Annotated in this window: 8 protein-coding genes; 5 read left to right on the forward strand and 3 right to left on the reverse strand. The window is 48.3% G+C overall.

Annotated elements, in window-relative coordinates; translation table 11 throughout:
- Nucleotides 1–162: 162 nt before the first annotated feature.
- Both AC1DLM_RS06655 and AC1DLM_RS06660 read left to right on the forward strand, forming a co-directional pair.
- A complete protein-coding gene (locus AC1DLM_RS06655; RefSeq protein ID WP_477569488.1) occupies nucleotides 163–2,322 on the forward strand; it encodes a sensor histidine kinase in 2,160 nt (719 codons plus the stop codon).
- A 37-nt stretch (nucleotides 2,323–2,359) separates the two neighbouring features.
- Nucleotides 2,360–3,010, forward strand: coding sequence for a response regulator transcription factor (locus AC1DLM_RS06660; protein WP_477569489.1), 651 nt, complete (start codon nucleotides 2,360–2,362; stop codon nucleotides 3,008–3,010).
- A 266-nt stretch (nucleotides 3,011–3,276) separates the two neighbouring features.
- Here the strand turns inward: AC1DLM_RS06660 and AC1DLM_RS06665 are convergent, their stop codons facing one another.
- From AC1DLM_RS06665 to AC1DLM_RS06675, 3 genes are read right to left on the reverse strand one after another with little or no spacing between them, the layout of a single operon-like run.
- Nucleotides 3,277–3,585 (reverse strand): hypothetical protein, encoded by a 309-nt coding sequence (locus AC1DLM_RS06665; protein WP_477569490.1) that lies wholly within the window; start codon nucleotides 3,583–3,585, stop codon nucleotides 3,277–3,279.
- Between the two features lie 35 nt (nucleotides 3,586–3,620).
- Nucleotides 3,621–5,267: a hypothetical protein gene (locus AC1DLM_RS06670; RefSeq protein WP_477569491.1), complete on the reverse strand. Its 1,647-nt coding sequence runs from the start codon at nucleotides 5,265–5,267 to the stop codon at nucleotides 3,621–3,623.
- A 39-nt stretch (nucleotides 5,268–5,306) separates the two neighbouring features.
- Nucleotides 5,307–5,693 (reverse strand): DUF4280 domain-containing protein, encoded by a 387-nt coding sequence (locus AC1DLM_RS06675; protein WP_441988175.1) that lies wholly within the window; start codon nucleotides 5,691–5,693, stop codon nucleotides 5,307–5,309.
- 224 nt (nucleotides 5,694–5,917) lie between these two features.
- Here AC1DLM_RS06675 and AC1DLM_RS06680 point away from each other — a divergent pair, with 224 nt between their 5' ends.
- From AC1DLM_RS06680 to AC1DLM_RS06690, 3 genes are read left to right on the forward strand one after another with little or no spacing between them, the layout of a single operon-like run.
- Nucleotides 5,918–9,358: a stalk domain-containing protein gene (locus AC1DLM_RS06680; protein ID WP_441988413.1), complete on the forward strand. Its 3,441-nt coding sequence runs from the start codon at nucleotides 5,918–5,920 to the stop codon at nucleotides 9,356–9,358.
- 17 nt (nucleotides 9,359–9,375) lie between these two features.
- Entirely contained in the window at nucleotides 9,376–12,144 is a 2,769-nt protein-coding gene (locus tag AC1DLM_RS06685; RefSeq protein ID WP_477569492.1) for an adenylate/guanylate cyclase domain-containing protein, read from the forward strand.
- A gap of 15 nt (nucleotides 12,145–12,159) precedes the next feature.
- The gene (locus tag AC1DLM_RS06690; protein ID WP_441988177.1) at nucleotides 12,160–12,663 is read left to right on the forward strand and encodes a GNAT family N-acetyltransferase; all 504 of its coding nucleotides are present in this window, start codon (nucleotides 12,160–12,162) and stop codon (nucleotides 12,661–12,663) included.
- Nucleotides 12,664–12,666 lie beyond the last annotated feature (3 nt).

The following is a 12,666-nucleotide window of genomic DNA, read 5'->3' on the forward strand; positions in this document are numbered from 1 at the left end:
TAGAGCATTGCGTTCCTGGTTTTTGGGAATATTCGCGGGTGCGAATTGGGAATCGGAGGTCCGAGTCGGGAAAATGATCAATAGCCATATTCAGCTAACGTTCCAGCAAGCTATAATACAAACAGGCAAAGATTCATGAAGAAAGAATGGCGGGTGAGATGAATGTTAAATCTGAGCAGAGCAGGAGGTCCAGAAGCTGTTAACAAGCCGCAAGTGTTGTGGGTGATGCGGATTGCACAGCTTTTTGTACTCAGCTTCAGTCTACTGACAGCTGCGCTATATGTAAGTTTGATTCCACAGTACTACAAAGTACTGGTAGGAAAATGTATCCTGCATGGCTGCGGTAATCTCGTTCCTGCCATGCCTTTACCGGCAAATGGGTTTAGCTTGGAGCAATTTGGACTGTTATTCGTACTCATTGATGTTGTGTTTACATTCGTTTTTTATATGACATCGGCGATCGTGCTTTGGAAAGGATTCCGTGAACCGATGGGGCTGGTGGCAGTCGTCGCAATGGTGTCTTTCGGATCAACGTTTCCGTCGTTAGTCATGGCGGCATCCGAAGGAGCTGGTTTTGCCCATTATTGGTTCTTAGGTATTTCCATGCTAAGTTGGGTTTCCTTATCCTTATTTCTCTTACTATTTCCAAATGGCAAATTTGTGCCCAAATGGTCGCGCTTCGTTTTTGTGCTGATTATGATCGTGGATGTGATGACGCTCGTTTATGAAGGGGAGATGTGGGAAAAGTTTCATATCCCGGCCATGTTCCAGTTTCTCTGGTATGGCTCATCCACACTAATTTTGATCTATTCCCAAGTATATCGGTTTCGAAATAGGGCTACTGCTGCCGAGCGGCAACAGACGAAATGGGTTGTTTATGGAGCTTCCATTGGCATTGTTGGATTCATTGGCATGAGTGCGTTGTTTGATCCTAGTCTTAATGATGGAACAGCAATGACGTATGTATATTTGAACGGCGTATTGAATGCCTCCCTTACGGCTATTCCCATTACATTAATGTTCGCCGTGCTGCGGCAAAGACTGTGGAATATTGATCCGCTAGTCAAACGGACCCTGGTGTATGGATCGTTATCAGTTTGCATCGTGCTTATTTATACAGTGATTGTTTTTTATTTAAGCCGAGTATTTCAAACTGGGGATCATTATGTCGCTTCGTTACTGGCAACCGCGATTGTGGCGGCAGCTTTCGCACCTCTAAAAGAATGGTTGCAGCGGCAAATAAATCGGCTAATGAAGGGCCGCCACGACGATCCTTATGCGGTGCTGCTTGAGCTAGGCAATCAGTTGATTCAACCTCAGGATTCTGATGCTATGTTGCATGCTGTTGTAAGAACGGTGAAGGATGCGCTGCGAATTCCCTATACGGCCATTTATACCGGTATCGGCGGACAGACGACACTAGTTGCTTCGGCAGGCAGCCTACTTTATGAACAACATGTCTTGCCAATTATTCTTCGCGGCAAAGAAATGGGAACCCTGCACATAGCCAGCCGATCAGCGGGGGAAGGATTTACGGCGGAAGATAACAAATTTTTGGATGTTCTCCTCAGGCAAGCTGGCCCCATTGTGGAGAATTGGCATATGACGCAGGGGATGAAGCTGCTGGCACAGGACCTGCAAGAGTCAAGGGAAAAGCTGGTGCTAGCGCGAGAAGAAGAGCGCCTGTACATTCGTAATAATTTGCATGATGATTTGGCACCTAAGCTGGCTGCCCTTGCGCTGAATGCGGCGACTGCTCAGATTTATGTCGAGAAACAGCCTAAAGTAGCGATTGAAATGCTGGGGGAGTTGCGCAAAGTCATTCGCTCAACGGTGGAGGAAATTCGCACACTGGTTCATGACCTGCGCCCTCCAACACTGGATGAACTTGGGCTAATCGGGGCTATACAGGAACGGATTACCCTCCTATCCAAGCCTGCGGTATTGCTTGCCGGGGAGAAGGGCACTGAGGTGCTGGACATTCAATTGTATGCACCTGGGCCGCTGCCTGTACTCCCAGCTGCTGTTGAAGTAGCGGTGTATCGAATTGCCACGGAAGCTCTAGTTAATGTCGTGAAACATACCAAAGCTACCTCCTGTACGGTAAGGCTGGAATTGTCCGAAACCGGTCAGCTTCAGGTGGAAATTAGAGATAATGGAGCAGACTTTGCTCCTTTGTCAGTTCATCCAGTTGCTGAGGGGAAGAGCGGGATTGGGCTGGTTTCAATGCGGGAAAGGGCGGCTGAATTAGGGGGGCACTGCAACATTGATCGGCCTGCAGGCGGAGGGACCAGGGTTTTGGCGGTCATTCCCTTGTCTTGAACGTAGTTTAAATCGGTGTAGAGGAGAATGACAGACGATGAGAATAATGATTGCAGATGATCATCCGATATTTCGAAGCGGTGTCCGAAATTTGCTTCAAACCACGGAAGATTTGATCGTCGTGGGAGAAGCGGCATCTGGAGAAGAAGTTTTGGGGCTCGTGGAACAATGTCAGCCTGATTTGATATTAATGGACATTCGAATGCCAGGGCTCAATGGGATTGAAGCCACCCGGTTAGTTAAAGAGAAATATCCGCACATCCATGTGCTAATACTCACCATGTTCCGTGACGATCAATCGGTCTTTACCGCCATGCGTGTTGGAGCCAAAGGCTATGTGCTCAAAGACGCTGACGAAATCGAGTTGCTTCAGTCTGTCCGCATGGTTGGCAATGGCGGTGCTGTCTTCAGCTCCGATATTGCGGCACGCATGATGTATTTCTTCTCGGAACCGAGAACACTCAATCCCTCGGAACATCCGGCACTATCTGAACTGTCCAAACGTGAAATGGAGATTTTGGAGCGGATTGCTGAAGGTCACACCAATGCCCAGATCGGCGCACGTTTAGCGATCAGCGCCAAAACTGTGGCCAACTACGTTTCGACGATATTGAATAAGCTGCAGGTCGTGGACCGCAATGAAGCCAGCAGAATCCTGCAAGAATTTCGGGAGGGTTCATCGAATTAAAGAAGCCTCGGCCACGGAAATCATGGCCAGAGGCTTTTATTTGGTCGAGCCTTGATAAACGCACTCGTCTCAGCAGTCAAATTACCCAAAATCAACAACCTCTTGAGCGAAGTCGCCTAAATCTGCCGTCTCAGAACCCTGATCACCCGTAAAGTACCTCCGAACCGTGTGCTCCAGGCAAATAGATGGATTTTATACAGTTATATTTCGAGATTTTCCAATCAAACGCGCAATAGATGGAAAACATACAGTTAAATTCATACAATTTAGTCAAGTGGAACAAAAGAGGTAGTTTTAACAACATATTTTCCAGTTAAATCGAGTTTTCGAAGAAACTTCGCGTTAATAGCTGTATTTTTTCCGGTTAATGCAAATCTGTAGCGTGCGCGTTCCTCCAAATCTACCACTCCCAACTCTACCAGCGGTAAAACCAGTACAACCAGGACCACCAGGACCACCAGCACAACCAGTACAACCAGTACAACCAGTACAACCAGTACAACCAGTACAACCAGTACAACCAGGACCACCAGTACAACCAGTACAACCAGGACCACCAGCACCCTGTTTTCCAATAAATGCACTCGTCCTAAGAAGACGGCGTAGTCGGTTATTTCGTTGAGCTCACCTGCAACAGGTGAGCTTCTTTGGTTCTATTGAAATGGGTGAGTGTGAATAGACAATCACCCTTAAAGTAACTGTTCTTGTAAGCACCAGCACCGGCGCCTACTTCAAGCTCCATGACGCTGTAGCCTGCATCGTTCGGCTCGTTCAGCTTCTTGAACGTCTCGATGCCTGGCTGCAGCAGCGCTAGAGGCTTCGAGCCCCAAATACTAAGGGACGTGACCACCGCTTCCTTCGGGTTGGTCTTCGACGGCTCTACCAGCAGCGACAACTGGTAGGCCGGGTAGCTCAGCAGCAGCTTCACCCCTGCTGCCGCGCTAGCCCCCGCGCCTGCCGCATCGGCAGGCGGCGAAGCAACATCGGAGGCGTCTGCGACCGCCGCCTCCTGGCCCGCGAGCATGACGCTGTCATCCTGCAGCGTCACTTCCGCCGGTTTGCCCAGCAAGTCTTCGACTTTCTTGCTGGACAAACCGATGAAGCCCTGCAGGCTGACTGCGCCGCCTGCCCAGAAGCTCCGCAGTAGCGGCGCGCCGTCTGTGTCAAACACCGTGCCAAGGCCGTCATAGACGCTCGCCTTGAAATCCCCTTTGTAGACGAGTTTGCCTAACTCGTCATACGCTTCCCCGGCGCCGGTCAGGGCGCCGCTCTGGAACGCGCCTTTGAGGCGCGGTACGCCTTTTTCATCAAAGGAGGTGCCCTCGCCGTTATATAAACCTACAAGAAATTGACCTTTATACTTCATCATGCCGCTAGGGTAGAATTCCGTGCCCTCGCCGGAGTAGCTGCCATTTTTGAAGCCGCCTTCGTACATGAGAATGCCCTTCGCATCAAAAAGCTTGCCTGCCCCATTGTACAAACTTGCGGAGAATTCTCCCTCGTACTGGATGATTCCTCCCGAGGAAAAGAGCTTGCCAGCGCCATTATACATGCCGCCATTGAAGGCTCCTTCATAAAGCAAGTCACCGCTAGGTACAAACAACTTGCCAGCCCCGCCGAATTTGCCATTTTGAAACTCGCCTGTATAGATGACTCGCTGCTTCTCATCGTACAAGGCGCCAGCGCCATTATAGACATCCGCCGTGAAGGCGCCTTTGTAAATCAGGTGTCCTTGTTCATCATAGAGAGCGCCGTTCCCATTTTTGAGACCTTTTTCATAATCACCCTCGTATGCGAGGATGCCGTTGTCATGGTACAGCTTACCTTTACCAGAATAAAGACCATCAACCAGATCGCCGACATAGCGAGCTTCTTTTTTATCTTTTTTCGGATCGACAACGACTTTACCATTACCCGAAAAGCTGCCCAACTTAGCTGTGTTTTCCTGAAGTACAGGCACGCGGTTGAACCATTTATTAACGATCTTAGGTGGTCGAATAAAAATGAAGAAAATGAGAACAAGGATGAACAATAGGATGAAAATAAGCAGTCTCTTGGAGATGTAGTAGGAGCCGATCAAAACGTAGTTTTTTAAAGAGGATTCACGCGTTTGCAACATGGTTCGCATCATTTGCTGAAATTTAATAATCGCTAGCTTAGGCAGCCTTCCTACGGTCAGGATGGCCTTCATAATATGTCCGATGAAAGGTGCTACGATAGGCTTTAGCACTTTCTCAATCGTTTTAATCGGCTCCAATGCTCTCACTCCTTGTTTCAATTGTAAAAAAAGAAGAATTTATGGGACCTGAATCGTCATCTGACCAGGCTGCCCAACGGAAATAACACCGCCCCAGTTACACATGCATTTGGAGCTATTGTTAAGCGCGGGCATATTCGCGACAAGGACGGTAGGCGCTCCGGGTGCCCAAGGGGCTGCAGTGACAGGGATGCAGGGCATCGGGGTCAAAACGCCAAAAGCCGCAGCGGTTGCCGCTGCCACCATCGGATTGGATGGGGAGTTGCACATCCCAAACGGCAGTATATTCACCATGGGCTTATTATCCATGATATTGGCAATAGGCATCGCGGTCATGACCATATTCGCAGGGAGCACCATTAACGAGCTAGGTGCAGCACCGAATGTGCATTGCAGCATAGCGCCACCGCATACGATATTCCCCATCTGCAAGCCCCTTCCTTGAAATTATTTCCCGTGCAATAATTCGGCAAAATATGCTTTCATCTTTCTTTTATACTACTAGAAAAGGTTATATGCGGCAATCTAATCCTATATTCGCTAGATTTCGCTGTTTTTCTCCAAAGAATGGATGCGAGAGTGGTAGAGATATTGTACTATAAAGAGAGAGAAGTACGTGAGCGGAGGGGTTTGTTCTGAATGGTTTGAATATGGTGAAAATAGGGCTCGTAAGTCTACTTGCGACATCCTCGATCCTGACGGCAAGTGCACGGGTGGAAGCTGCTGGGGTAAAGGCTTTGACCATGCAGGATGCGATTAAACAAGGGCTTCAGAAGAGTCCTCAGCTGCGCGATGCCAGAACGGATGTCTTGAAGAAAAGAATCGAGCTGGAACAAGCGCAGCATACGGTTAACAATGAGGAAGCCAAAGCTGCCGGATTATTCGCCAGGCCCCATAATTTAAGCCAGGATATTGGTACGCGGATGAAGGTGCCAGATGCCAGATCGCAGTTGTATTTGGCCCAGGAAACCTTGCGGCAGCAAGGGGATTCAGCGCGATATGAGATCGAGAAAAGCTATTTAACTGCCTATCAAGATGCGGTGGCCGAGGAGCGCTCTCGTAAGAAAGTTGAGGAAGCGAAAACATCCATCGACACGGTTCTTAAAAAGCGGAAATTCGGTCTCGCCGATGCGGCTGAACAGGACAAAGTGGACAAAGCGCTAGAGAAGGCGGCATCGGACTACAAACAAGCGCAATTGACAGCGAAATCTAGTCGTTTGGCACTAGGTAAATTACTGCAGCTTGATATGGAAAATAAAGTGGAGCTTTCGTTTCAGCCGGATTACGCGGATTTGAATGAGAAAATGCTGCCTTCCTATCTAGCTATGGGGCAGAAGACAACATTAAGCCTATTAAGAGATACGGAGGCTCGTCGTTTGGCGGATGAAAAGCTGAACACGACTCGTAATTTATATAGCAATAAATTTGGCCCGGCACGCATGAGGGTGATGGATGGCTTATTTAAAGAGCAAGAGATCGATATGGAGCTATTTCAAGCAAGCTATGATGAAACACTTGGGCGAGTGAAAGAGGATTGGCAGGGCTTTTTTATGCTGCTCGGGTTCATTCCCATTCCGAAGTCGCTGCTGCAAGGTGAATTTGATGGACTGCGCTATTTGGATGACCTGACGAATGCTTTACCACTTGCAACTATGGAGCAGAACAAGGCGCAGCTGCAGGAAAAAGAAAGCCGAAATGCTGTAATTGCAGCTGTACGGCAATCTTTCTTGGAAGCTAAAGGTGCGGAAGAAGCTTATGCGCAAGCGTTGCGTGATAAGGATAATGCGGTAACCAATTTAGCGAAGGCGAACCAAAAGCTGAAGTTAAGCCTGATGAAGTCTGAGGAGCTGCAAGCTTTTAAAGATGCGGTTGATCAGGCGGATCAACAAATCGTGGCAGCACAAATAGCGTATAAAATGGCGCTTGGCAAGCTCAATCAAGGAACAGGCGGAGCTGTGAATAATACGATTCGCGAAGGTATACTGCCGTATCGTGATCTTGATGATGGCTTGTCGCCGATGAAACCGCAGAAACCCAAAGCGCCATTGGGTACTTGGAAGCTGAAACCAGCGGTTGGACAGCTGCTTAGCGATTTCAGTATAAGTGTAAGCAAAAAACTGGGTGCAACGGACTTCGCCGTATTTACCAAAGACGGTAAACGTGTTGGGAAGCGGACGAAGATCAATAAACCGGTACGGAATTTAACACTAAAATTCAGTCAAATTGATCAACTTAAGGTTGTTCTCTATAACAAAGGGAAAGTCATTCAGACGCTGCCACTTGATGGAAAAGGCAGCACAGGGCAGTTAGTTGCTGCTAGCGCTGAGAACGGCGGGACATCGGGAGACGCAAACGGGATTGCTGGTGCGGATGGAAGCGTGGGCACGGATGGACAAGCTGGAAGTGATGGCAGTACTGGAAACAATGGGAATAATGGTGGCAAAGGAACGACAGGTACCAGTGGCGACAATGGTGCTGGCGGTGGAGATGGCTCTGCAAATGGACAAGCTGGCACTGGGAACGGTGACGGTGACAACGGAACAGATGACAACGCTGAGAATGCTGGGCAGGGTGTAGACACTAACGGTGAGAACGAAGGCTTAGGGACGGTCATTATCGGCTCGTACAAAGTGAAGCTAGAAGCTTTGACGCCTGAGGCTTTTAATGCGGCTACCGCTACAATGGCGTCTTCGGGACAAGGGATGGTGTATCAAGCGGATGCGCCAGGCGCTCCTTGGGTAGGTATGGATGATGTGCTAGATCCTAATGCATTAACAGATCCACCAAGCTCCGCCATTCTTTCTCAAAAAGCCGTGGATGCAATCAAAGTGACCGTTGAAATCAAGGAGCCAGGCACGATTGCTTCCCTTGAGACACCTGAGCAGCTTCAAGGAAAGATAGATACGTTAAAGCAAGACATTGTGAAACTAGAAACGGCCAAAACTGCCGCAGTTGCCGCCATGAAGCTGAACGACATCGCAGATCTCGCGGTGCAGATCAAGGACGCGCAGGCCCAGCTCGGCATGCTGGAGGCGCTGCTCAAAGGCGATACCAAAGCCGCACTCGCGCAGATGGCGCTCGTGAACAACCCGGACGCGCTGATCGCAGCGCTGTCCGAGGAAGCATCGCCGGCCGAGCCGGGCGATGGCTCTACAGGCAGTGGCGGCAACGGTAACCCTGCCCCCCCAGGTCAAGCGGCCAGCGAGGATCAGCTGGCCTCCGAAGCCGCGCTCCAGCAGCAGAAGCTGAAGCAAGCCCTCGCCGCCGGCGAGCCGGAAGCCGCTGCAGCCTTGCTGCAGCAGCTTCTCGCGACGCAGGCGCAGCTCGCGGATGCGGGGTCGGGCGCATCCGAGGGTCTGGCTTCGCTCGCAGCAGCGAAGCAGAAACTGCAGGCTGCGCTGAGCGCAGCGCAGGCGCAGCAGGACACGGAGCGGGTGGCGACGCTGACCCGCTCGATCGAGGCCGTCGACGCAGCGAAGCTGTCGACGCAGAAGGCCGCGCTGTTCGCGAAGCTGGACGCGGTACAGGCTTTGCTGGCGGAGCTGCCAGCAAACGAGGTCGTACAAGCGAAGCTGGAACAGCAGATAGAGAAGCTGCTGGGCGAGCTGCAGCTCCAGGAGAAGTTGAAGTACGCTCCGGAGGAGCTGCAGGAACTTGCAGCAGTCGCCGATAGCTTAGCGAGCATGACTTCGATCCCTGCTTCTGCTGGCCTTGCTGAGGTTCCTGTCACGATTCAGCCTCTTTCGGCAGAAAACGTGCTTTCTTCCAATATTTCTATCAAATTTACCGCTCCGCCTGTTATAATAAATGGACAAGCCTATTTACCTATTAGATCTGTTTCCGAATCATTTGGAGCGGCGGTAGATTGGGACCCGGAGAGCTTTACAGTCACGGTAAGCACGGAATATACAACTATTACAAGCTCTATTAATCAAGTTACGGCTTACATAGATGGACAACCTATCGTGATCGATGGACCATCCTTGCTGCTAGATGATAGGACTTATGTGCCATTAAGATTCATTTCTGAGTCCTTAGGCTTAGGTGTCGACTGGAACGCAGCCATGCAAATCATTCAGATTACAAATTAAGAGGAGATTACACAACGATGAAGAAATCGATTGCGGCATTGCTGCTCGTCTTGCTGCTACTGGGTGCTGCAGGTACTTACCTAGGCACACACCAAGATAGCATCCAGCTGTGGCCATGGAAAAAGAGCATGCCATTCGACGGATTATCGAAGGCCATCTCAGACTCGCAAAATAACTTATTCGTCATCGATAATGCCAAGAAAACGATACATAAACTGGATGCCCAAGGTATTCTTCAGTTCTCCATTACGAGTGAAACGGGGAAGAATGGTGAAGTGTATCGTTTTAACGATATGGCTGTCGATGATCAGGGCTATTTATATACGATTCGTACGTTATTAGATCCTTATGGGATTGCAGTTAAATCCGAACAAATAGTGCGCTATAAACCAAACGGTGAATTTGATCGCAGCCTATTCACTCAGGAATATGGGGATGCGCAGACGAAGAGATACCGACTTGGCTCCTTGCGCAATGTGCAAGTGCATGAGGGTATGGTGTATTTTTTCAATGATGAAGTGAAGAAATTATCCTTATACGAAACACCTGTTGGCAACACGACAACCACGGAGCCAAAGCTAACGTATTCGATTACGCTTCCAGCTAACAAATATGTGTCCGAAGCAGATGGATTTAAACCGGGTGAAATTTACTACTCCACGCGTAGTGGTGAAATTTATCGAGCTATTAACGAGGGGAACTCCGAGTTGGTTTATCCGCTGCCTGGGATAGATCGCACACGACGCAATTTCCCGGAGAGCTTCCACCTGGACCATCAGGGACGGTTGATTTTCATTGACTTTAACTCGCGTATGATTACAAGGCTGGATCCGAAACAACCTTATGTATTAGAGGGAATTGTTAACGACGAGAAGGCCAAAGCAAGTGGCGTGGAGCTTGCTTTTGACGCGACTACGAGCAGTATTGGTCCTGATGGCAGTCTTATTATCGTAGAGTCAGCTCAAATTAATCGCCGACTTCCCGATGGTACGATCACACCTTCCTTAATAGAAGCACAATTTAGTCGGTCTGATCAAAATCATGCCATTCTGGTTTGGTCGATTGCTGTAGCATTCATTCTACTGGTGCTTTATGCGATCAAAATCATCTTCGTTAACMTACTGAAAAGACGCTTGCCGCTTATGATGAAGCAAATCTTCATTCTTATTCCTGTCATTGCTTTCTCGATGATTCTTCTCTCTACMGTCATTTACAACAGTTTCTCTAAGAAAATGGAAGAAGAGACGTTTAGTGAGCTGATCTTACTTGCCAAAAACGGGCAAAACCTGGTTGATGGCGACAAATTGGAAAGCCTCACATCCCCTTTGGATTATGGTGGTACTACGTATCAATCTTTCCGTAAGAAGATTCAATCTGTTTTTGAGAATAATGCGCGGGACGATAATCAAGGCTTTTATAAAGCTGTATACAAATATGAAAATGGCGTCATTTATCGCATTCTCGAAGACGATGATGGCATGCATATGTTTAATCCTTTCCAACAAACGCCAGAGAATCAACAAGTCGTGCTGGAAGGTAAGACGGCAACAGGACAATGGGAGGATTTCTCTGGAGAATGGCGCTATGCCATTGCACCTATTTTTAACTCCTCTGGTAAAATTGTCGGTGTTTTCGAAACGAGTAAGAACTTAGACGGCTTGCTGAAGCATCGCCAGTCGGTTCTAAATTCGATTATTCGCAATATCGCTTTTATCTCGATAGGTTTGCTGCTTGTGCTTGTGCTCATGACGTATGTTCTTCTATCTTCCATTTGGAAGCTTCGCAACAGTGTCGGTGAAATTGCCAAAGGGAACTGGGATACTGTGGTTAGAATTAATACACGGGATGAAGTGTCGGACCTGGGCGACAGTGTGAACATCATGGCTGCGCGGATTCGAGATTATATCACCAAGGTTGAGAATTTCAGTCAATCCTACTATCGATTCGTCCCTCAGCAGTTTCTGCGCTTCTTGAACAAAGAGAGCATTCTAGATGTCGAGCTTGGGGATCAAGTGGAACAGCACATGTCCATTCTCATTTTTAACATCCGAGGATTTTACCAATTATCTAAAAGGTTGTCGCCAGAAGAAAATTTCAACTTCGTCAATTCGTTCCTCAAACGATTCGGTCCGTATGTCCGCAAGCATGAAGGGCTTATGAATAAGTATTTGGGCGCAGGTTTTATGGCTTTATTCCCGAATCAGACAGATGAAGCGCTGCTCGCTTGTGTGGAGATGCGGAAGGAGCTAGATATCTACAACTCGCATAGAATGAGTGTAGGTTATTCACCGCTTGATTTCGGAATCGGTCTACATAAAGGACCTCTTCGCCTAGGCATTATTGGGGAGGAACAGCGATTGGAAGGCAATGTTATCTCTGACGGAGTTAATCTAGCGACCATGTTGGAGAAGATGACGGAGCCGCTAGGATCATCCATTCTGATAACGGATTCCGTAGTCAAGACCTTGGAAAAGCCTAAGGACTTCCTCTATCGAGATCTTGGTTTGATCCAAGTGGATGGTGTGAAAGAGCCTCTTCACTTGTTCGATGTTTATCAAGGTGATGCAGAGACGATTCGTGCTCTGAAAGAGAAGACGAAAGCCTTGTTCGAGCAAGCAGTTACGTATTATCAGGTGGGACGTTTCTATGATGCACGTGAAGCGTTCTTGATGGTTATTAAACAGAATCGTCAAGATAAGGCAGCCCAATTGTATTTCTATATGTGTGATGAATATTTCCAAAAAGGTACGACTGGTGAATGGAATGGTACATTATCTGTTTCTTAATGAGGTGTTTGTGAGATGCAAGTAAGTAATTGGACTGTGCATGAATTGACCAATGAGAAAGATGCGTTACGGATTACAGATTTCTACTTATCACCTGTTTCTTTCGACGATCAACGTCATACACCAGGTGAGTTGGATCATTTCCGTCATGCGCCAATGCTTAGTTTAACGCAGCGCAATCACCGGCATTGGTATATAGAGAATGAGACGGGGGACATTATCGCCGTGACGAGCTGCAAAGAAAATGAGCATCAATCCGGCGGATTCCTCTGGGATTACTTAGCTGTTCACCGAGAATATCGACGACATGGATTTGCCAAGGTGTTATTTCAGGCCCTAGAAACGTTTGCCCGTTCGGCAGAAGGACGTTACATTTTAACGTACACATGTGATTTGCCGGAATATATCCCCATTCAAAAGATGTTCAAAGCTAATGGATTCGATCTCATTGGTACGTATCCCAATTATTATTATGAAGGTGAAGCTAGACTCGCGTTTTATAAACCACTGTCCCCTTGACAG

The sequence above is a fragment of the Paenibacillus sp. 01T442 genome (genome assembly GCF_056398345.1).

Excerpts from the sequence above, each read along its gene's own strand:
- AC1DLM_RS06655 (WP_477569488.1), top strand. The coding sequence starts at position 163 with ATGTTAAATCTGAGCAGAGCAGGAGGTCCAGAAGCTGTTAACAAGCCG.
- AC1DLM_RS06660 (WP_477569489.1), top strand. The coding sequence starts at position 2,360 with ATGAGAATAATGATTGCAGATGATCATCCGATATTTCGAAGCGGTGTC.
- AC1DLM_RS06675 (WP_441988175.1), bottom strand. The coding sequence starts at position 5,693 with ATGGGGAATATCGTATGCGGTGGCGCTATGCTGCAATGCACATTCGGT.
- AC1DLM_RS06680 (WP_441988413.1), top strand. The coding sequence starts at position 5,918 with ATGGTGAAAATAGGGCTCGTAAGTCTACTTGCGACATCCTCGATCCTG.
- AC1DLM_RS06690 (WP_441988177.1), top strand. The coding sequence starts at position 12,160 with ATGCAAGTAAGTAATTGGACTGTGCATGAATTGACCAATGAGAAAGAT.